Below are 20,950 nucleotides of genomic sequence, written 5' to 3' on the forward strand. Positions count from 1 at the left end.
AACAAGAAAATTAAAACTATGAATAAGAAGTATATTAAGGCATTTGCGCTGGTTGGCGCACTGCTCAGCATGGCATCCTGCACCTCCGATATGGAGTTCAAGGACAGTAAGGTATCAGCTATCACACAGCTCTATGAGCCTGCCGATGGCAAGAGTGTAACCCTGCAGGCTTCGGCCACCGCCTCTACCTATTTTGAGTGGGAGGCTGCCAAGGCCGAAGACAGTGGCTCTCCCCTCTACGAGGTAGCGTTCTATAAGGAAGGCGAGAGCACACCTATCTATAAGGTACTCTCCGACAAGAATGGTATGATGAACAGTGCCACCATCACCCATAAGACGCTGAACAAGGTGGCTGCCGCTGCTGGTTTCAAGGGCGGTGCCAGTGGTAAGGTTAGCTGGTCAATCATCGCTTCGCGCGGATTGAATCAGGCCGAATCCTCTGTTCGCCATCAGCTGAACATCACCTCGCTCGAAGGCTTCGATGAGATACCTTCATCACTCTTCATCATGGGCGATGGTGCCGAGAGCGGTCGTGCCTTCTCATCACCAGAGCAGGGCGTCTTTGAGATTTTCACTAAGCTCGAGGGTGGCAAGACCTACCAGTTCTGCAGCAACAACAAGGGCGATGGTACTATCTTCTCGCTCGATGGTCTGAAGCTGCGCGAGGGCGGTTCAACCACAGCTCCAGCTACAGGCATCTATCGTCTGGTTCTTGATTTCAACGTAGCTTCAGCTACCATTCGCGAAATCAAGAGCATCGGCTTGTTCTTCTGTCCTAACAACAATATCATGTTCGATCTGCCCTATGCTGGCAATGGCGAGTTCTCTGGCGTTGGCGTAGTAGCCTTCAAGCAGGAGGGCTGGGGTCGCGACGAGCGCTATAAGTTCCTGATGGAGTATGCCGATGGCACCAAGCAGTTCTGGGGCACCAAGAACGGCACCGACTCACGCCCTGGTGGTCTGGCTATGGATGATCCTTACTATTATATTATGGAGACCGGCAACAACCAGTGGGACGACAAGTGGAAGTTTGATGGCGACTTTGATGGTGGTGCCGACGGTCCTCACCCCGGCGTTAAGACCCGTATCACCGTACTCTTCCATGGCGCTAACTACACTCACCACGTAGAGTTGGCCGACTGATCATAGCTTTCTAACTTATGCATAACATACTTAAAGTTTTCTTTGTACCGCTTCTCTGCAGCCTTGTACTGCAGGGTTGCGGTTCTTCTTCTTCGGATGATGACGAGCCTATTGTGAAGCCCACCCCCAACACGGTGGTCTGGCAGCAGGTGGCTGAGGATGCCACACAGGCTCTGGTGACTCACTTCTGGAACGGCGGCGAGGGCTATTTCAACTCTCTGCCCGATGTGGCCGACGTCCAGCATAATCAGTACTGGCCGCAGGCACATGCCATGGACGTGGTGATTGATGCCTATCTGCGTACAGGCAGCTCGGGCTATCGGGTGCTGTTTGATAAGTGGCATGATGGTATCAAGAAAAAGGCTGGCAACAGCTATTTCAATGATTTCTACGACGATGAGGAGTGGATCTGCCTCACCATGCTGCGCCTGTATGACTGCACCAAGGAGCAGAAATATCTGGATACCGCCCAGTTGCTGTGGGACGACATCCAGAATGCCTGGAACACCAAGTACTGTGGTGGCGGCATGGCCTGGCGTAAGAGTCAGCCATGGAGCAAGAATGCCTGCAGCAATGGTCCTGCCGGCATCATCGCAGCCCGTATGTATAACATCCAGAAGCGCGATGCCGACCTCGACCTGGCCAAGCGCATCTACAACTGGGAGCGCGACAACCTCTATGCTGCCGGTACTGGTGCTGTTTACGACAGTATGAACGGTCAGAGCGGCAATAGCATCACCAATTGGGTGTTTACCTATAATCAAGGCACGTTTGTGGGCATGTGCTACGAGTTGTATCGTATCACTGGCGAGAACCTCTATCTGCGCGATGCCGTGCGTGCTTCGTCATACACCCTGTCGAGCCTGAGCGACTTGTCGGAGAGTGTGCTGAAGGATGAGGGTACAGGCGATGGTGGCTTGTTCAAGGGTATCTTTGTGCGTTATTTCACTTTGTTGCTTCAGGACAGTCATCTGGAGCAGTCGGATAAAACCCGTTTTGTGGCTTATCTCAAGCATAATGCCGAGGTGCTGAAAGAGAAAGGTATGCAGCCCCAGAAGCTGATTGGTTGCAACTGGGCACGCAATAACTCTGCCGTCGATCTGGGCACCCAGGTCAGCGGATGTGCTTTGTTCGAAGCTATGGCCATCCTCAGTGGTGCTGATGGCCTATAGCTGGTTGTCTTTTGCTTGTTGTTGTTCCCTATACTCCTTAGGTGTCATACCGAAATGCTTTCTGAACTCGGTATAGAACTGTGAGCGCGTGTTGAAGCCCGTTTTATAGATGATTTCCTGAATGGTAGTATTGGTAGTGGTAAGCCAGCGCGCTGCCACATTAATACGGTAGGTCTTGATATAGTCCTTGGGTGTAGGGAGGTTAGCATCACTGAATTTCCTATAGAGATTGCGCGGACTGATACTCATCAGCTCCGCCAACTTCTCTGGGGTGAACTCTGTATCTATCAGGTGTTCATCAATCACCTTTGTCACCTCGTCGGCAAAACTCTGGTTCTCTTTAGAAATCAGGTTGCCTGCTGCATAGACATAAGCCGAAGCACCAGAGTTATAGTACTCGCGCAGCATATTACTGTTCTCCAGCAGGCGTACCACGGTGGCCTGCAGCAGGTTGATGCTGAAAGGCTTGCTGATATACACGTCGGCTCCGCTCTCCAGTCCTTCGATGCGCTCTTCCTCCGATGTCTTGGCCGAGAGGATGATCAGTGGTATGTGCATGGTATGCTTATTGCGCTTCACCTGTTGTGTGAAGTCCAGTCCGTCGGTACCAGGCATCATGATATCGGTGATGATCAGGTCGGGCGTCTCTGCTTTCAGATATTCCAATCCTTTTTCGGCGTTGAGCGCTGTCAGCACCCGATAGCCCGTCAGACAGTCGGCAAGCAGGTCCAGCATCTCCTGATTATCATCTATGGCCAGTATGGTGGGTGTGCGGTCGCCAGCCATCTTCGGCAGTGGGCGTGTCTCCTTGCCGGTAGTGCTGCCTATGGTTGGCACGGCCATCGTCATCTCGTCTGTTTGCTTATCACTTGTCACCACCTCCTGGCTCACGCCCTCTGGCAGAGGCTGGTAGGGCAGATATACATTAAACTGTGCATATTCGCCCACTACGCTGTCTATCTCAATCCGTCCGCCCAGCATCTTGGTCATGTTATAGCAGATGGCCATGCCGATGCCGTTACGCGAGGTCTGTCCGGCATTGGGGCTCTCTTCCACACTGTCAAACACGGTGTAGTAGTCGAAGATGCGCTGCTGGTCTTCCGGTGCTATGCCGCGCCCTGAGTTATAGACCGAGAATAGCAGTCCATCTTTCTGCTGGGATAGTTTCACCTTGATGGTACCTTGTCGCTTGGTGTATTTAAAGGCATTCGAGATGAGGTTGCCCACAATGCTGCGCAGTGCCTTGTCGTCTGATGTCCACACCAGTCCCTGTTCGATGTCTTGCTGATAGGTGATGCCACTGCGTTCGGCCATCTCGGTAAAGGCATTGGCATAGTCGCCCACCACCGCCGACACATCCACCCGTCGCCAGCTGATGATATGGTGGCCCGAGGTGACGCGCCTCAGGTCGATAATCTCCTGAATCAGACTGTTCAGGCGCCCCAGATTCTGCATCACCCTGCTGATATATTTTTTTACGAATCCATCGGCCTTGTTGTACTGCAGGATGCGCTCGCAAGGACCATAGATCAGTGTGAGCGGGGTGTTCAGCTCGTGTACGATGTTGGTCAGGAATTTCAGCTTCTCCTCATACAGGTCGTCCTGATGTTGCTGTTCCATCTTGGCCAGCTGCATCTGTTGGTGCAGCTTCTGGTCTTCATACCAATGGCGCACATAGGTTGCTATGAGCACGATAAACAGGAAGGCATAAGTGAGATAGGCCCAGATGGTGCGGTAGTAAGGTGGTTTGATGTCGATATGCAGTTCCGACACAGCCGTCTCATTACCATTCATCATATTTCGGGCTTTCACATAGAGAGTGTGACTACCCTCAGCCATCTGTGTGAATGCGATGGCATTGTTAGAGCCGTTGTCAATCCATTCTCCTTCGTCCGACAGACGGTAGAGATAGTGATAGAAGGGCTCTTCCAGATAGTTGAATGTGGCCACGCTCACAGCAAATGTACTCTGTGTGTGGTCGAGTGTCAGCGTCAGGTTGTTGTGCGCTCCCTCCAGGAAGTCGTTGATATTCTGCAGCTTGCCAAGGATGTCGAGAGCTGTAAAGCTGATGCGCGACTCGTGCACCTTTTGGTGTAAGGTGGTGTCGTTGACCACCGTAGTAAAACCGTTGATGCCGCCGAAAAACAGTTCCTGTCCTTTGGCGTAGGCAGCACCATCGCAGTATTCGGTCACGTCGAGCCCGCTGTTCATGCCGTAAACCTTCAGCACTGTGCCGTTGGCCGACAGTTCAACCAGTCCGCCATTGGTGGTGGCCCACACCTCGTTAGCAGTACCTTTTGTAAAGGCATGAATGGTGTTGTTAGGCAGTCCGTCGGCAGTGCTCAGTCGGCGACTATGCCCTTGTTTATCGCGAATAAAGATACCCATGCCTGTACCAATCCAAAGATTGTCGTCCACGGCCTGCAGGGTAAACACATCGTTCACGCTCGGGTCATCAGTGGTTTGTGCCGGTGCCACATATTTCAGTCGTTCGTTTTCAAAGGTGTATAGCCCCTTACCACGGTTGCCAAACCACCATTGTCCCTGTTCGTCGCAGGTCAGACAGAAGAAATAGTTCGACGAGCCTTTTCCTCCGTCAAGCACATAGCGCTTGATATGAGTGAGGCGTGGCTGTCCGTTTTCTACACTGATGGTAGCTCTGCAGATGCCCGAGCCTAAGGTGGCCATCCACAGTTCGTCGCCTTTTTCGCGGATGTCTATCACCTGTAGCAGTTGCAGTTCGGTGGGTACGGGGCGTATGGTTTTTGTAACCTGCGAGTAATAGCAGATACCATTGCCGCCACTAATCCAGAACCACGGGTGTTTGCTTTCAGCCAGTTTATATACCACATTACTGCTCAGTCCGCTGTTCTGTTCCCTAAACACCGTCTCGCCCAATTGGTGTGGGTTCTGGTAGGTGCTGAAGTGTGGCACACATATCAGTCCGTCGCCTTTGGTGCCCACCCAGAGGTTGCCGTCACCATCTTTCAGGAGCGCTCTGATGGGGAACGACCTGCCTGCTCTCAGTGCAGCGCTAGCAAACGAGCGCAGGGTGAGCGGTTCGTCGCTATACATCATCACGCCGCCACCATCGGTTCCTATCCATACAATGTCGCCCAGTCGGTCCTTGTGCATGCAGAACACGCCCGTTTCTATTCCTAAGTCGATAATTTCGGCAGACTTGTTCTGATGTTTGTTCACCTTGATCACGCCGCCCTCGCCAAAGCCTATCATGAGCGAGTTCTTATATCTCAGCACCTCGTTCACAAATCCGCGCCGGCTAGTCTCCTCGCTCAGCGACATCTCGTATTGCATTGCTTGGGTGGTGAGGTTGTAGCTGTAAAGCTGTCCGTCGGCGCTCACCATATATTCTATGTCGTCGTCGGGCATGGCCGAGATGATACGCAGGCGTTGCGTCATCTTGGGCTTGCCGATGGTATATACGTTGTTGCTGGCATGTAGTGGATAGGTTACAATACCTTCTCTGGTAAAGAGAATCAGCGTTCTGTTTGATACGGCGAAATCACACACGTTGGCTAGTGTAATGCCTTTGAGGGGTAGAGTGTGAACACTGCCGTCGCGCTTGTCGATGTAGTTCAGTTTGCCATCTGTCAGCAGGAATCCGTCGCCCTGCGGATTCTTGCGTATGCGTCTTAAACCTTGAAACTGTGGGTAGTAGCGCACCGCTTGTCCTTGTGCAGTAACGATGTTCAGTCCGTAGTTGGTCAGCACCCATGTCTTGTTGTTTTCCACGTTCAGCACGTGTTCTATCAGGTTGCCATAGAGTCGTTGCCCTGCATTAAAGATGGCAGGTCGCACCTTACTTCCGTCGTAGGTGTTAAGTCCGTCGATGGTTCCAAACAGCATGGTGCCGTTGGGTTGCTGCTCAATGGTGAGCACCGAGCTAGCAGATAGTCCGTCGGCACTGGAGATGTGTCGGATATTATATGCCAATATGTGCTGAAGATTCAGACATAGCAGTAGGATTATGAGTAATAGTTTTCTCATTATTTTAGTTTATTGGTTGCAAAGATACTCATAATATCTGTAATAAAAGTGTTTTTGTGCAAAAAAAAACGTAAAGAATTTGGAGAGATTCGTTTTTTTTGCTTATCTTTGCAAAAAATCCAATAGCCCATGGAAAATCTAAAACGTTATCTGTCTGTGGCCTTTCTCGTATTAGGCTGTATGATGCCGGTTTCTGCCCAAAATATTGTTGGCCTGCTCAAAAAGGTTGGTGCCGCTATCGACTCCATGTCTGTCAGTGGCTTGGATAGTCGTTATATCGAGTCCCCCGCCAAGCCATGGCAGGTTATTGTCAAAGGCAATGTCAACCAGAGTGTTCTGAGTATGAATACCAATGGCAATATTGCTGGTTTTGATTACGTAGCCAGGCCTTATCTTAAAACCGAGCCTTCGCAGTATGTAGGTCTGTGGGCAGGCTATCGTGGCTATGGTCTTGGTTATACCGTGAATGTTGGTGGCGATGATGGTAGCTATTTCACCTTTGGTGCTACAGGTGGTGCCTATGGTGTCAATGTGCGCCTCCATCGCTTCGAGAACGACCATCCCAATTTCAATCTGCAGTCTGCCATTATACCTGAGGAAAGTAAGGATGCCTGGGAGCGGGTGAAGCTGATTGATCCTATCAAGATGCACACGGTGATAGCCGATGGCTACTATCTCTTCAACGGTAAGCGCTTCTCTTATGCCGCTGCTTATGATCAGAGTGTGATTCAGAAGCGTTCTGCTGGTTCGCTGATGGCAGGCGCCATGTATTATTATGGTAGTATCGACTATGCTTCCAATTATAATGGCGATCTGGTTTATGTGATGCGTGGTTTGGGCCGTGTAAAGTTGTGGCAAGGCAGTGTGGGCATAGGCTATGCTTACAACTGGGTGCCTGTTCGCGGATTGTTGATCAATGCCATGGCTATGCCTATGATTACCTTTGTCAACAAGATAAAAGTGTATAGCTATTCTACCAATGTTGAGGAGCTGATGACCGAACCTTGGTTTCTGGATGAGGCTGAAGAAATGACCGATGAAGAATGGGACCAGTGGTTTTATGAAAGAGTGCGTATAGAGCCGAAGGGCAACAAGCTTTTTAATAGTGGTATGCGTGTCAACTTTGATGCCCGACTGTCTGTTACCTACAATTTCAGCAATTGGTTTGTCAATGCCTATGGCCAGTTTAATAACTTCCGCTACAAGCATAGTGCCAACTATGGTCATATGAACGATTGGTTTATCAATGCCTCCATTGGTGTGCGCCTGTGATTATCTGGAAAGCCCGAATTGCGTTTTTTTTTTATTAAAAACTTTGCACTTTCGGATTAATTTACTATTTTTGCAGACGGAGAACTATACCTAAGATGATTATTGATTTTCTAAGATAAAACAATTACTATTATGAAAAGGAACGAAAGATTTGTAATAACTATCAATCGCGAGTTGGGTAGTGGAGGTCGTACGGTAGGTCGCTTGTTAGCAGCCAAATTGGGTGTAGAGTTCTACGATAAGGCTGTTATTAAGGGGCTTGAGGAGAGATATCACCTCACTGTGAAGGAGATTGAGAGGCTGAAAGGTCGCAAGCAAGGTTGGTGGCCCGACTTCAAGCGCCAGATGGCTTGTGGTGCAGATATGGCCAACTATTATATACCGCAGAATGGCGATGAGCCCGAGCTGTTGGACACTGATGAACTCTTTAGTGCCGAGACCGAGATCCTGAACGGTATAGCAGCCGAGGAGTCGTGTGTTGTAGCTGGTCGTAGTGGCTTCTATGTGTTCCGCCATCATCCCAACCATTTGCGTGTCCTCATTCAAGCCTCTATGCCTTTCCGCGTTGAGCGTGTGGTTCGTAAACAGCATGTCACCGAGGAAGAGGCTCGCAAGATTATTGATAAGGTTGACAAGATGCGTGAGAACTACGTCAATAAATACACCAAGACTTCACGTTACGACACCCGCAATTACGATATTGTAATTTCTGCCGACGGCAAGACCGAGGAGCAGATAGCCAACCTGATACTGAAGTTTATCGCATAATTTTATATGCTAAAAAATCTTAAATAGCAGGCGTTAAGCATACTGTATGTTTGCTTTTTTAATAGGAATAAGTACCTTTGCATTTAAATGTCCGAAGGGTTGTTCCATATATTTAATGCGATAACCTCTGTAGGTTGTCTGCTGTTGGGCTGGGGAGTGTTCTTCCATGGCCGCCGCTTTGGCAGCGATGTGTTGCTGCTGCGCCGCTTTGTGGCAGCAGTATTCACCAGTTTTGCCTGTCATCAGTGCAGTCTTGGCTCCATTCTTCATCCCGAGGGTGTCGAGGTGTTTGCCTCGAAGCCGTTGGGCTTGTTGTGTGTTTCACTCATCATCCTGTGTATGGGCGGTACGGCCATCATGGGGCGCAAGCATCATTGCAATTTAGCGTTATGGGTGCTCATGTTGGCCACTCCTGTGGCATTCTTGCAGCTCAATCTAGTGATGATGGCTTCGGGCAATTATCATCCGTTGTTTCATTGGAGCGAGCTAATCGGTTTCCGTCACAGTCAGCCCGTGTTTTATTATGGTCGTCTGGTGTTCGTGCTGTTCCAATTGCTGTTCTGGCTGCTGTCGGCAGGCATGCTTGTCGATGCATTTGTCTTCGACTGCCGTCAGCGCGCCGCCACTCCGCTTAGCGACGATGCCGAGCGCCATCGCGTGGAGCTGCGTTTCATATTACTTTGGGCTGGCCTGATGATAGCAGGTTTGGTACCGATGCTTTTTAACAGCCTGTTGCTATATATCATCTATAGTATCCTGGTGATTGTCGCCCTGATAGCTACGGCGTGGGGCTATTACCGGTTGGTGCGCTATCTGCGTGCCCGTGCCGATGGTCGTCTGGCCTCAGTGCTCATTGTCCGTCGCCTGCCCAAACTGCTAACCATGGAGCAAGGCGGCACCACCGAATGGGGCGTGGTCTTGTTGTGCAACCCCTTCTTTTGTGGCAACCCATCGCTCGATAATGTGGCGCAGGCCCTGGGTGTAGAAAATAGCGACCTGTCTGATTTCCTGACCAAGCAGGGCGTCAACCTGGTGGCGTGGGTGAGCGATCAGCGTTTGCGCCACTGTGCCCAGCAGCTATCCACCACCCAGCGTAAGATTAGTGAGATAGCCGATAGCTGTGGCTATCACGATTTGCCCACTTTCACCCGTGCCTTCAAGCGCCAGTTCGGCATGGCCCCCAGCACCTACCGCGAGAAAAATCACGATTAAAAACCATCAATTGATTCAATACTCTCTAAATTTGTCTGCCACTCTACCACCAACCTGCTGTGATGCCTTTGTTTATGCAGGTTTGCGGGGTGGTGGTAGATAGGTGGTAGATGGTAGATAATGGGCCGTTTAGGGCTTTTTGCGCTTTACAAGGTACTCCGAACCGTACTTTGTGAGCCGTTTTTGTAGCTCTGGCATGTTAGAAAGCATGCGTCCGAAACCCGAAATGCTGGCTGGTTTTAGCAAACTTACGCCAACTTGCTGCTTTAGGTAGCCGAAAATAGCCGATGCACTCACCCATTCGCCGTCTGTAGCGTTGGTGGCTGGTTCGAAATAATCAAAAAAGAAGTGATCGGCAGCGCTCTTTACACTGAACTTACGGTTCGACTCGGCTATCACCTTGGTTTCCTGCTGACTGAAGTAGTAGGGCTGGTGCTGATGCAGGGCGCGCATGGCCTGGGCATACAGCTGTTCGTAGTTGGGTGGTGTGCTCACGTCGATGGGACCTGTAAGCTCCACTCCCAGGAATCGGCGACTGCCTGATGGATCGGCTAGCACATCGGCCTGGTTGGTGGTGGCGATGAACGAGGCTCGACGTGGGAAATCCTCGACATGTCGCCCATAGGGGCGCTTGATTTTTACACTCGACAGGGTGATGATGTTCTTCAGGAATCCCTGCTGTGTGCGAGGCGAAATCTGGTTAAACTCATCCAGGTTTATCAGTAGCATCTGTGCCATCTGGTTGAGAACCTGGCGCTTGTCGTCCATCTGCAGATTGCCCGTGTATCCCCAGCGCAACTCGGGTGGTAACAACTGTTCGCAGAAGGTGGTTTTGTTCCAGCCCTGCGCTGATATCAGCAGGGGTACGGCTTGATTGCCATACATGGCCATGTTGGTTACCTGCCACTGGCGAACCATGCCCAGGAACCAGGTGTAAAACCAGTCGGCCCAATGCGGGTTGTTGGTGGGCACAGTGCGGGCCAGCTGGCGTATGTGGTCCTTGCCATCCCATTTGTCGTACTGCTCCCACAGGTAATCGCCAATGGGATTAAAGGGGCGAATCATATCCGACTGTACATAGCGTCGCACATCGTTATCCTTGGCATCAATGCCGCCCAGTCGTACTTTCATCGTCATGCCTTTCAATACGCGGTCGTCAACAGGAGTCCATTCCATATACTTGTAAATCAGGTCTTTATACTCGGTATAGCCCATCATGGTGTTGTAGCGGAACTGGTAATGGGTGTTCAGAAAATCCATCAATCGGGCTGTGGCCAGTGTGATGGCCTGCGAGTTCTTGTCGTTGGCTGGCTCTATGGCTATCTGTTCGATAGGGGCGGGTTGCTGGGGCATAGGCTTTTCGCTTACGGGCAGTGCCAGCGCCTTTGGGTTGTAATAGGGTGCGGCATCAAGCGGCATGCGGAATGTATTGCGAGCGCTAACCGATTCCTGACGGATGGGCTTGGGTAGCAATCCCTGATAAACGGTTGTGGCCAGCTGATGCCCCTGATGGCACAGGTTGGTAGCGTCCTCTTCGTCTATAGGGTTGCTGCCATCTGCTTTGGCTATCTTTACGAGTATGATGACTTCGTGGCCCGATGGTCCGATAAAGGCTGCCAGCGTGTAGTGCAGTATTTGGGCGGCTTGCTTTACGGCTTCGAGGTCGGCAGGTGTAGGCAGATTGTCGATAGTGAGTGCCACCAGCCCATTAAATGCCTTGAGGCGCAGGTTGTCGTTGGCATCCTTCTCGAATTCGGCCGATGGGTAAATTAGGTGCGAGGGATACTGTCGATCGTAGCTGTCGATATAGTCGTCGAAGGCCAGTTGCTGTCGGCGACGTGCCACGGCACCGTCTTTGGTATCTGTCTTGATACGCTCTACGAAGCTTTCGATGGTTTTGGTTGACAGCTTCAGGGCGTTCTTTTTGTTGCGTAGTACAAATGTTAGTTTCATATCTATCGTATATAATATTAGTTTTGCTTTGGGGTACGGCTGTTTTTGATGGACTACCACAGTATGGTTTGCCGTGGAAAACACTGTTTTCTGCCTTAGAAAACGATGTTTTCAGCCATATTATCTGTTAGATGGTACCTGACAATGGAATATGTATGCCTCGAAATAGCTGTCGAATTCAACCTCCCACTCATAGCCGCGACTCTTTACATAATTGCGAATCCATTGCTGCTGTCCAGATGATAGGGCACGCTCGCCTCGTTTGTACTCGTAGTAGAGCTTGGCTCCATGCAGAAACTTGGTGATGTCTTTGCGCATCACGGTGTAGTCTTTCTTCAGCACCTTGTCGTATAGGTGACTGAATCCAGCTGCCCAAACCTCTATAGTGGGTTTGTCGTACCAGCGGCACTGGTCGTTGTGCAGTGTTTGGGGCATCACACAGGTGGCAGTCTCCAGGTTACTGGGCGCATGCTGTGCTGCTACATATCGCAGACAGTCAGCCTTTAGTGGGCAGGCGTTGTTGGTGCAGAGTGCATACCATGAGGGGACTGTTGTAAAGTCGAATTCGGTTCCGATAGGTTTAATTTCTTTCTTAATTTCCATTTTTTAAGATGTTATGCTTATGTTTGTTATTAATTCGCCTACAAAGATACAAAAATTTAGGCGCATTTCCAAGCATTTTTCCATTTCTTTTTATCGATTTAAGGCACTTTTTTGCAATTATCCACCATCTGCCACCCATCTGCCACCACCTCTCCAGTCCTCATAAACACAGGTACTCCGCCAGACTGGTGGTAGAGTGGTAGATAAATTTGCAAAATTCTCACACGATTATAAACTCTGGATATACTCATCCCATTGGGTGGGTGTACCTTTCTGGCCGAATGATTTCTCATATAGTCGTACTCGGGATGAGCTGATAGATTGTTTACTCTTATTGAGTAGAGTAGCGATTTTTACAGGGTTCATATTGATTTTCCTTAATAAACAGATTTGGCGTTCGGTGGTGCTAATATTACAAAGGTTTTCCAACCTCTCTGTAAAGCGTGGGTAAACACTATTGATAGCCTCTTCTAATTTTTGCCAGTCAGTGTTTGTGATTGTAGTTAGTTTATTTGTGCTGTCATCAGCAAGGCTGTTGAATTTCTTGCAGATGTTATATGCTTGTATTTTATTTTGCCTATCTGCTAATAAGGCTTTTTCTGCCTGCGTTTGTTGCCATTTCTTTGCTTGCTCTAATATCTCAGTTCTCAGGCTTTTGGCTTCTTTGTTTTTGGTGTAATATAAATATGCGATAATGAATAAAAATGCAAGGGCCAGAATGGCAAAACAGGCCACCGCAAGATAAATATTCTTGCGCTGATTGCTTGCTCGTAACTCGGCATTCTCCTGCTCTTGTCGCTGATAATTGTATAGTGCATTTATTTTGGCAACGGTTTCTGTGCTTGTTGTTTCGTTGATTGAGTCGGTAAGATTCTTATATATCGTTAGATAATGCAATGCTTCATTAGCTTGTCCTCGTTTGAGGGCAATTTCGGCCAAGCGCTCATTGGCTGAGCTGCGGGCATATATTGTACCATTCTCCAATAATAGCTTAGAGTAGTATTCGGCAGAGTCAATCATTCCCATAGTCATGTAAATATTTGCTGCTGTAGCCAATACACCACTGCTATCTGGCCCATAAACACAAGTCAACGCTTCATTTATTTCTGCTCTTGCTTTCTGATAATCATGAAGTTTATAGTACAAACCTGCAAGGTTGCTTTTGTTGCCATAATACATGTAATCTATTCCTTTTGCTTTTGCCAACCGGATTGATTCTAATAACATCTTTTTTGCATCCTTGTAGTTCCCATGGTCGCTCAATTCTTTTCCCATATCTCTCAGTCCATAAATCATGCCAAGTGTGTCATTTTGGTTTTTACATAATTGGTAGGATTGGTTGAAGGCCTTAATGGCCTCATCAGATAAGTCTTGGTACGAAAATACATAACCTATTTGGCTATAGATCACTCCTCCCAGGCTTGGGGTGTCGCTATCAGGAAGGGCTTTTGCTGCTTTGTAGTAAAAATTTAGTGACTTTGGAAAGTCTCTTTGCTCGTAGAACACGCGGCCAGCATAATAATAGGCCTCAGCTAATTTAAGTTTGCTGCCATGATGTTCATAATAGTCAACTAACGAAAGTGCCAAAGAGTCATATTCTGATATGGGATTATCGGCTTTATCGGACGTTTTGATGCTTTGCAACTTCTGATACATCTCTTTTTCAAGAGACGAATCTTCCCCCTGACACGAAAAAGTAATGGCTAGTATGGCTATGTACATAACGCACTTTAATAGATATGATCTCATAACAGTCTTTTTTTTCGCTGACAAAGGTAATACATATTTTTTAGAAAAACCGCCATTTCATCGATATTTTAACATTTCTGCGTACAGTACGCAGAAAATGCGTACTCATTTGCGTACTAAAAAGTTTGGTTAAACGCCATGATTTTGATATTTTTGCACCGTCAATTCATAAATATACACTACAATGAAGAAAATTATTTCTATTCTATTATTGACTTTTATGAGTCAAATGTCCTATGCGGATGGAACGCCTAATGGCATTAATCCAAATGGATATGATAAAGGAGAAAAGGGGCATCCGCATAAAGCTCCTAAGAAGCCATCTACACCAGTCATATCTTTTAATCAAGGTGTATTATCCGTCTTGACAAATGCTACATTATATAATGCAGAGTTGATAATACGTGATAAGGATGGTAATGTTCTATATGATGTTACCGATACAATCGGTGATGAGTATGCAATTGTTTTGCCTGAATTTGTATCTTCAAGAATGTACAGCATTGAATTGATTTGTTCAGAAAACCATATTATCATATACTCGTAAATAAGGAAATGGGCCCATGGAGGAAACTCCAAAAAATAGAATAGTATTAACAATAAAAAAGCAAAAGAAAATGAAGAAATTATTTTTAGCATTAGTTGTTGCTTTTGGAATGGCTACAACTTTAGTTGCTGCGCCCGTGGCAAGTATTCCTACTCCAGAAGTGCAGGAAGTAACTCAGCAAAAAGATGTTGAAGTTATCGTCATTTATAACGATGATGGTACTATAAAAGATATTATTGTTATCAAGCACAAAGGAAAATAATCCGGTCTATAGTGTCTCAGCTCGTTTATTACTATATAAACGGGTTGAGTTTTTCTCTTAATTAAATTAATATGAAGAAAATAATATCTTTACTATTATTGATGATGATTACTGTGTTGTGTAAAGCGCAGAGCATAGAGGTGAAATATTCTGTTTACTCAAAACAGCGGAAGGAGCAAATTGATAAAATAATGAGAAATCCTAATAATCAGGAGCACAATGGTTTGTTTGCTGGCCTAAATATTGAAAAGGAGGATTCCTTCTGTCTTGTTGTCAAAAACAGACAGTCTTCCTATGTGCGCTTGGAACCAGATGAAGACTTGAGAGAAGGAGGAGGTGTGAAGATTATATTGGTTAATGCGTCTTATAGTGAGGAAGATCATGCCGTATATAAGGATCTGTCCAACAGAACAGTAGTTGAAGTTAGGGATTTATTGGCAGAGGCATATATCATAGAAAAGACCGCTCCTCAGTATAGTTGGAAGCTAAGCTCAGATAGTAAAGATATTATGGGATTGAAGTGTTATCGTGCTGTTCTAAATGATACTGTTACTGCTTGGTTCTGTCCTGAGATTCCAATTAGTGAGGGACCTGATTTGTATTGGGGACTGCCAGGGTTAATATTAGACTTGGAGGACAATAGGAATATCTATCGATGTATTTCGATAGATACCAATTCTCGTTCAGAACTGGCTGGGAAGAAACATGGGAAAAAGGTTTCAGCCGAACGCTTTGAAGAAATTAAAAAGTTAGCACTGGAGAGGTAGCACATGAGGCACTTTTTTCTTTCTGTATGGTTGTGTTTGGCTTTTTCTGTTGATGCAGCAACTGGCAAATCACTTAGCGGTGTTGTTAAAGATTCCTCAACAGGTGGCTATGTGTCGTTTGCCAATGTGATGGCTTATGCCTTGCCTGATAGTGCTCTCATAGGATTTGCTGTTTCGGATGATTCTGGTAGTTTCTTAATTGATGGTCTTCCTGATAACATTTTATTGAAGGTTACATGTTTAGGATATAAGACATCTGAAATGGCTGTCTCCTTTTTACAGGATAGTACTGTTTTTGTATCCTTGGAGCCCGAAGCAGTAATGCTGAAAAATGTAGTAGTGAAAGGGCGTATGCCAGGATTTAAGGTTCATGGAGATACTATAGACTACAACTTTCAGAAATATACAGATGGTTCAGAGAGAGTGCTGAAGGATATTCTGGCAAAACTGCCTGGAATGGATGTGGATGATAAGGGACAGGTCACTGCCAATGGGCAGGCCGTAAAGAAAATACTTGTTAATGGCCAAGATTTCTTTGGTGAGCATAATGAGCAAATTACAAACAATCTTCCTTCTGATTATGTAGATAAGATCCAATTGCAAAAAAACTATAGTGAGTACTCTTTTGTAGAAGGTTTCAAAACTCATAAATCTACAGCATTGAATGTTACAATTGATTCAGTGCATTTAGGAAATATTACAGGAAATGCAGAACTGTATGGAGGGTATTGTGACAAATACAGGATGGCTGCAAACCTATATTCCTTTGGCGGGAATCTGATGTGGGGAGTCAACGCAAAGTTTTTTAATACAGGCGAGGAGATGATGACATTGATGGATTATATCAAACTGCTTGGAGGTGTGAAAGACTATGCTAAAACTCTCGGCGGTACTAGCAAAATTATAGATAATGGATTATCGGCTGTATCATACATCAATAACAGTATAAATACATATAGTCGCACAAATGGGGTGGCTTCTGCTAATATTGCTTGGAATCCCAATGAGCATGTTAAGATTAATGCTTATTACTTGTTTAATCTTGAGAATAGTAAGGGACAGTATGATATTACTCGCACCTATTTTGGCAAGAATTTTGTAGAGAATACTAAGCAGATTGCCGAGGCAGAAAGGGGTTTTCATCATGTGGGAATCAACATGAAGAATACGTTAAAACCAGATGCGGCTTTAGACTGGAGATTCAATCTGATTGCCGCGCCTCAGAATAGCCAGAATAAGTTGGGAAGATATGCCTGGGATGAGGATATGAATGTTTGGAATGTTAGTAATAACTTAGCTTTTGTAAAGAACTGGTATAATCGTAATTTGTTGTCTGTCAGTTCACAACTTGCCTATAACAATAATTTCCGGGCTATTAGTGTTGAGGCAGATGATAGTCTTTTGTTTATGCCGAACCAACGTTCACAGTCGGTATCGCAGGTTCAGCGAACCACTCTGCTGGATCATAATCTGGCTGCATCTTGGACGCACAGACTTTCAAAAGCATGGCAGTTTAGAATGAGTGCTGCATGGAACTTGATTCGCTCCACATCATCAATATCTCCGTATGTCGCACATTCAGTAAAACAAAAAGATAAAGATCTAACCCGCCTATATGATTATGGCCTGTCATTAGGGAAAAATAAGGGAAGGCTTCGCTTCGATGCTGGGATTGACCTTGCATATATTGATCAAATCCACACAACAAGTAAAGTGGCGGTTTTGCCAAATGCCTCTATAGAGTTAGCTTTAAGTACTATTAATGCCATGAGTTTAACCTATAGCAGCGGATATGAACGCGACGATAACTATTTTGCCCATGGGACAGTGATTAATGACTATAGGCAACTGACGGTTTTTGATGGAAAAACGGATTTGCTACATCTGCATCATAATTTAACGTTTAGCAGTCATTATTTTAATATACTATCGGATTTTACGTGGATTATGAATATAGGATGCTCTCTAACAGAAAAACCATATATTCGTAATTATGATAATGCAGGGAATGTGCTAATAGCATCGTTGATAGAATCTAACCAGAGTGATATGTCCCAGCATGCGTACTTTAATATAAAGAAAGGATTTCGGTTCCCCCTTATCCTGTCATTTAAATCAACGTTAGTGAATAGTCGCTATCAGTCTGCCTATAATAATCGTTTGAGTAAGAATCGGCATTCTCAGGCAGAAGGGGAGATTTCCATGACCACCAAGTTCAAATATTCCTTAGTCAATGCCGAGATGGGATACAGGTTCACTATGCAGCAAAGTAAGTTGGGACTGTCGGGCTCTCTGCTAAACATGATGTCTTATGAACTATATCTCAGACCATTTGTGGCGAAAAAAGGAAAGTGGGATGTCAGTGTGCCACTGACCTACGTCCATGACCAGTCTGGTTCCCAGAAGTTGGGGCATTTTGATTGTAGTGTTCAGGGGAGTTATACAGCTGGATTTTGGTCTTTCTTTGTTAAAGGAGACAATTTGCTGAACACCAGATGTGTTCAGCGTATCAGTATTGATGCAACGAGTGATTACATGGAAACGGTTGTGGAAAGGCGTCTGCCAGGCTATATCATTGTTGGAATTAAAAGGATTTTTTAAGTTCTCTGGGGGTGGTAGTGTGGTCTCACCGTTTTTTGTTTGTTTTATTTGCATGTTTCAATAATTCATTGTATTTTTGCAGCAGAAATCATAAATAGCACAAGATGGAAGTAAAACAACCCAGGTGGATTGAGCGCCTTAGCATATTCAAAAATGCCATTGTAAGGATGGCAGAAGTTATTGCCATCACCAAGCAGCGCCCACTTAATCAGTTTGAGCGTGACAGTCTTATCAAGAGGTTTGAATTTACTTATGAGATGGCGTGGAAATTGATGATGAGCTATGAGAAAGATAATGGCGTGATAGGATTGGTAGGCTCAAAGGATGTAGTGCGCCAGGCATTTAGCTTGTCACTGATAGATAATGGAGACGCATGGATGGAAATGATTGATGATGTCCCCATCCCCGCATAATATCCTAGGTCTGGTTAGTAGTGCTCATCAGAGTTCCTGTGATTTTTGGACGGAAACCAAAAATAGCGATAGCCTATATTCGCCTATAGGCTATCGCTTTTTTGATATTTCGGCCATTGATGGTACAAATAATAAAGTTTATGATACTCTAGGAATAGAAGGTTTGCTAGATTTATTGTAACTTTGCAGCCGAATTAATTAATAAACAGAAATCAAATTGATAAATATGAAGAAACTACTCGTAGCATTATCGCTTATTGCCGGTAGCCTGACAGCATCGGCTCAGTGGGGGCGCCCCGTGGATTTCAGCGAGGGTCCAGGACTGAAAGATGCCTATAAAGGCTATTTTACTATCGGTGTGGCTGTAAACAAGTTCAACATCTCGGATCCTGCTCAGACAGCAATCGTCAAAAAGCAGTTCAATAGTGTAACTGCTGAGAATGCTTGGAAACCTGGCGAGATTCATCCAAAAGAGGGTGTGTGGAACTTTGGTTTGGCTGACAGCATTGCCAACTTCTGTCGCGAAAACGGTATCAAGATGCGTGGTCACTGCTTGTGCTGGCACTCGCAGTTTGCCGACTGGATGTTTACCGACAAGAAGGGTAAGCCCGTAAAGAAAGAGGTGTTCTACCAGCGTTTGCGCGAGCATATCCACACAGTGGTTAATCGCTATAAGGACGTGGTTTATGCATGGGACGTAGTAAACGAGGCTATGGCCGACGATGGTCGTCCATTCGAGTTTGTTGATGGTAAGATGGTTCCTGCCAGTCCTTATCGTCAGAGCCGCCATTTCAAGCTGTGTGGCGATGAGTTTATTGCTAAGGCTTTTGAGTTTGCACGCGAGGCCGACCCAACAGGTGTGCTGATGTACAACGACTACAGCTGTGTTGACGAGGGCAAACGTGAGCGTATATATAATATGGTGAAGAAGATGAAAGAGGCTGGTGTGCCCATCGATGGTATCGGCATGCAGGGTCACTACAATATCTACTTCCCTGATGAGGAGAAGCTGGAGAAGGCTATCAACCGTTTCAGCGAGATTGTAAACACTATCCATATCACAGAGCTGGATCTGCGTACCAATACCGAGAGCGGTGGCCAGCTGATGTTCTCGCGTGGCGAGGCTAAGCCACAGCCTGCTTATATGCAGACACTGCAGGAGGACCAGTATGCCCGCTTGTTCAAGATTTTCCGCAAGCACAAGGATGTGATTAAGAACGTTACATTCTGGAACCTGAGCGATAAGGACTCTTGGCTGGGTGTGAACAATCACCCACTGCCTTTCGACGAGAACTTCAAGGCTAAGCGCTCACTGCAGATTATCCGCGACTTTGATGCCGCTATGGACAACCGCAAGCCCAAAGAGGATTTCGTGCCCAACCCCATGAACCAGCCTGGTCAGGAGTATCCACAGGTTAACTCTGAGGGTTATGCCCGTTTCCGTGTGGTGGCTCCCGATGCTAAGTCGGTTATCGTTAGCCTGGGTCTTGGTGGCCGTGGCGGTACCGTACTGCACAAGGATAAGGATGGCGTGTGGACTGGTACTACAGATGGTCCAATGGATCCTGGTTTCCACTACTATCACCTGACTATCGATGGTGGCGTGTTCAACGATCCTGGTACACATAATTACTTCGGTTCTTGCCGTTGGGAGAGTGGTATCGAGATTCCTGCCAAGGATCAGGACTTCTACGCTTATCGCAAGGATATCAACCATGGTAACATCCAGCAGGTAACCTTCTGGAGCGAGAGCACCGGTAAGATGCAGACTGCCAATGTTTATCTGCCTTACGGTTACGGCAAGCTGGTAAAGGGTAAGAATGGTAAGATGACACAGGAGCGCTATCCAGTACTGTACCTGCAGCACGGCTGGGGTGAGAACGAAACCAGCTGGCCTGTACAAGGTAAGGCTGGACTCATTATGGACAACCTGATTGCTGATGGAAAGATTAAGCCATTTATCGTGGTAATGGCCTACGGACTGACCAACGACTTCAAGTTTGGTTCAATCGGTAAGTTTACTGCCGAGGAGTTTGAGAAGGTGCTCATCGACGAGCTGATTCCTACTATCGATAAGAACTTCCTGACCAAGGCCGACAAGTGGAACCGTGCGATGGCAGGACTGTCGATGGGTGGTATGGAAACCAAGCTCATCACCCTGCGCCGTCCTGAAATGTTCGGTTACTGGGGCCTGCTGAGTGGCGGTACCTATATGCCTGAGGAGATTAAGGATCCCAAGGCTGTGAAGTATATCTTCGTAGGTTGTGGCGATAAGGAGAACCCAGAGGGTATCAACAAGAGCGTTGAGGCTCTGAAGGCTGCTGGATTCAAGGCCGAAGGTCTGGTATCAGAAGGCACTGCCCATGAGTTCTTGACATGGCGTCGCTGCCTTGAAAAGATGGCTCAGAGTCTTTTTAAATAAGAAAAGTGTGAAAAATAGTACATTTTTTAGTGATTGAAACAAATGATAAAGTAAATGT

The 20,950-nt window shown here is 46.6% G+C and carries 15 protein-coding genes; 11 read left to right on the plus strand and 4 right to left on the minus strand.

What is annotated here, in order from left to right; genetic code table 11:
- Positions 1–18 precede the first annotated feature (18 nt).
- Together T360_RS0101490 and T360_RS0101495 are read left to right on the plus strand one after the other, a co-directional pair.
- The gene (locus T360_RS0101490) at positions 19–1,143 is read left to right on the plus strand and encodes a SusE domain-containing protein (RefSeq protein ID WP_028911220.1); all 1,125 of its coding nucleotides are present in this window, start codon (positions 19–21) and stop codon (positions 1,141–1,143) included.
- 17 nt (positions 1,144–1,160) lie between these two features.
- Positions 1,161–2,315, plus strand: coding sequence for a glycoside hydrolase family 76 protein (locus T360_RS0101495; RefSeq protein ID WP_028911221.1), 1,155 nt, complete (start codon positions 1,161–1,163; stop codon positions 2,313–2,315).
- Here the strand turns inward: T360_RS0101495 and T360_RS0101500 are convergent.
- On the minus strand, positions 2,310–6,323 hold the full coding sequence (locus T360_RS0101500) for a hybrid sensor histidine kinase/response regulator transcription factor (RefSeq protein ID WP_028911222.1): 4,014 nt from the start codon (positions 6,321–6,323) through the stop codon (positions 2,310–2,312). The two genes, T360_RS0101495 and T360_RS0101500, sit on opposite strands and share 6 nt — an antisense overlap.
- A 129-nt stretch (positions 6,324–6,452) precedes the next feature.
- Here T360_RS0101500 and T360_RS0101505 point away from each other — a divergent pair, with 129 nt between their 5' ends.
- The 3 genes from T360_RS0101505 (at position 6,453) to T360_RS0101515 (ending at position 9,575) form a co-directional block, all read left to right on the plus strand.
- On the plus strand, positions 6,453–7,595 hold the full coding sequence (locus T360_RS0101505) for a DUF4421 family protein (RefSeq protein WP_028911223.1): 1,143 nt from the start codon (positions 6,453–6,455) through the stop codon (positions 7,593–7,595).
- A 132-nt stretch (positions 7,596–7,727) separates the two neighbouring features.
- Positions 7,728–8,363, plus strand: coding sequence for an AAA family ATPase (locus T360_RS14340; protein ID WP_051523271.1), 636 nt, complete (start codon positions 7,728–7,730; stop codon positions 8,361–8,363).
- A gap of 87 nt (positions 8,364–8,450) precedes the next feature.
- Positions 8,451–9,575: a helix-turn-helix transcriptional regulator gene (locus T360_RS0101515; protein WP_036928447.1), complete on the plus strand. Its 1,125-nt coding sequence runs from the start codon at positions 8,451–8,453 to the stop codon at positions 9,573–9,575.
- Between the two features lie 129 nt (positions 9,576–9,704).
- On the opposite strand, the gene T360_RS15920 is transcribed toward T360_RS0101515, so the two are convergent.
- From T360_RS15920 to T360_RS0101530, 3 genes are all read right to left on the minus strand, one after another.
- Entirely contained in the window at positions 9,705–11,528 is a 1,824-nt protein-coding gene (locus tag T360_RS15920) for a VapE domain-containing protein (RefSeq protein WP_081772647.1), read from the minus strand.
- Positions 11,529–11,648: 120 nt separating this feature from the next.
- Entirely contained in the window at positions 11,649–12,131 is a 483-nt protein-coding gene (locus T360_RS14345; protein WP_051523272.1) for a DUF6078 family protein, read from the minus strand.
- Between the two features lie 228 nt (positions 12,132–12,359).
- Positions 12,360–13,853 carry a lipopolysaccharide assembly protein LapB gene (locus tag T360_RS0101530; RefSeq protein WP_036928449.1) on the minus strand — a complete coding sequence of 498 codons (1,494 nt, stop codon included), beginning with the start codon at positions 13,851–13,853 and terminating at the stop codon, positions 12,360–12,362.
- A 211-nt stretch (positions 13,854–14,064) separates the two neighbouring features.
- Here T360_RS0101530 and T360_RS0101535 point away from each other — a divergent pair, with 211 nt between their 5' ends.
- The 6 genes from T360_RS0101535 to xyn10D/fae1 all read left to right on the plus strand — a co-directional run bounded on the left by T360_RS0101535 (position 14,065) and on the right by xyn10D/fae1 (position 20,892).
- Entirely contained in the window at positions 14,065–14,427 is a 363-nt protein-coding gene (locus T360_RS0101535; protein WP_028911227.1) for a hypothetical protein, read from the plus strand.
- 16 nt (positions 14,428–14,443) lie between these two features.
- A complete protein-coding gene (locus tag T360_RS0101540; protein WP_028911228.1) occupies positions 14,444–14,689 on the plus strand; it encodes a hypothetical protein in 246 nt (81 codons plus the stop codon).
- Between the two features lie 71 nt (positions 14,690–14,760).
- Entirely contained in the window at positions 14,761–15,456 is a 696-nt protein-coding gene (locus T360_RS0101545; RefSeq protein ID WP_028911229.1) for a GLPGLI family protein, read from the plus strand.
- Between the two features lie 3 nt (positions 15,457–15,459).
- Positions 15,460–18,057 (plus strand): carboxypeptidase-like regulatory domain-containing protein, encoded by a 2,598-nt coding sequence (locus T360_RS0101550; RefSeq protein ID WP_028911230.1) that lies wholly within the window; start codon positions 15,460–15,462, stop codon positions 18,055–18,057.
- A 104-nt stretch (positions 18,058–18,161) separates the two neighbouring features.
- The gene (locus T360_RS14350; protein ID WP_051523273.1) at positions 18,162–18,470 is read left to right on the plus strand and encodes an HI0074 family nucleotidyltransferase substrate-binding subunit; all 309 of its coding nucleotides are present in this window, start codon (positions 18,162–18,164) and stop codon (positions 18,468–18,470) included.
- A 226-nt stretch (positions 18,471–18,696) separates the two neighbouring features.
- Entirely contained in the window at positions 18,697–20,892 is a 2,196-nt protein-coding gene (xyn10D/fae1, locus tag T360_RS0101560; protein ID WP_028911231.1) for a bifunctional endo-1,4-beta-xylanase/feruloyl esterase, read from the plus strand.
- Positions 20,893–20,950: the final 58 nt, after the last annotated feature.

Origin of the sequence: Prevotella sp. MA2016 (assembly GCF_000619825.1) — a bacterium.
GTDB lineage: Bacteria > Bacteroidota > Bacteroidia > Bacteroidales > Bacteroidaceae > Prevotella.

Excerpts from the sequence above, each read along its gene's own strand:
- T360_RS0101540 (WP_028911228.1), top strand. The coding sequence starts at position 14,444 with ATGGAGGAAACTCCAAAAAATAGAATAGTATTAACAATAAAAAAGCAA.
- T360_RS0101490 (WP_028911220.1), top strand. The coding sequence starts at position 19 with ATGAATAAGAAGTATATTAAGGCATTTGCGCTGGTTGGCGCACTGCTC.
- T360_RS15920 (WP_081772647.1), bottom strand. The coding sequence starts at position 11,528 with ATGAAACTAACATTTGTACTACGCAACAAAAAGAACGCCCTGAAGCTG.
- T360_RS14350 (WP_051523273.1), top strand. The coding sequence starts at position 18,162 with ATGGAAGTAAAACAACCCAGGTGGATTGAGCGCCTTAGCATATTCAAA.
- T360_RS0101545 (WP_028911229.1), top strand. The coding sequence starts at position 14,761 with ATGAAGAAAATAATATCTTTACTATTATTGATGATGATTACTGTGTTG.
- T360_RS14340 (WP_051523271.1), top strand. The coding sequence starts at position 7,728 with ATGAAAAGGAACGAAAGATTTGTAATAACTATCAATCGCGAGTTGGGT.
- T360_RS0101535 (WP_028911227.1), top strand. The coding sequence starts at position 14,065 with ATGAAGAAAATTATTTCTATTCTATTATTGACTTTTATGAGTCAAATG.
- xyn10D/fae1 (WP_028911231.1), top strand. The coding sequence starts at position 18,697 with ATGAAGAAACTACTCGTAGCATTATCGCTTATTGCCGGTAGCCTGACA.
- T360_RS0101500 (WP_028911222.1), bottom strand. The coding sequence starts at position 6,323 with ATGAGAAAACTATTACTCATAATCCTACTGCTATGTCTGAATCTTCAG.
- T360_RS0101495 (WP_028911221.1), top strand. The coding sequence starts at position 1,161 with ATGCATAACATACTTAAAGTTTTCTTTGTACCGCTTCTCTGCAGCCTT.
- T360_RS0101530 (WP_036928449.1), bottom strand. The coding sequence starts at position 13,853 with ATGTACATAGCCATACTAGCCATTACTTTTTCGTGTCAGGGGGAAGAT.
- T360_RS0101505 (WP_028911223.1), top strand. The coding sequence starts at position 6,453 with ATGGAAAATCTAAAACGTTATCTGTCTGTGGCCTTTCTCGTATTAGGC.
- T360_RS0101515 (WP_036928447.1), top strand. The coding sequence starts at position 8,451 with ATGTCCGAAGGGTTGTTCCATATATTTAATGCGATAACCTCTGTAGGT.
- T360_RS0101550 (WP_028911230.1), top strand. The coding sequence starts at position 15,460 with ATGAGGCACTTTTTTCTTTCTGTATGGTTGTGTTTGGCTTTTTCTGTT.
- T360_RS14345 (WP_051523272.1), bottom strand. The coding sequence starts at position 12,131 with ATGGAAATTAAGAAAGAAATTAAACCTATCGGAACCGAATTCGACTTT.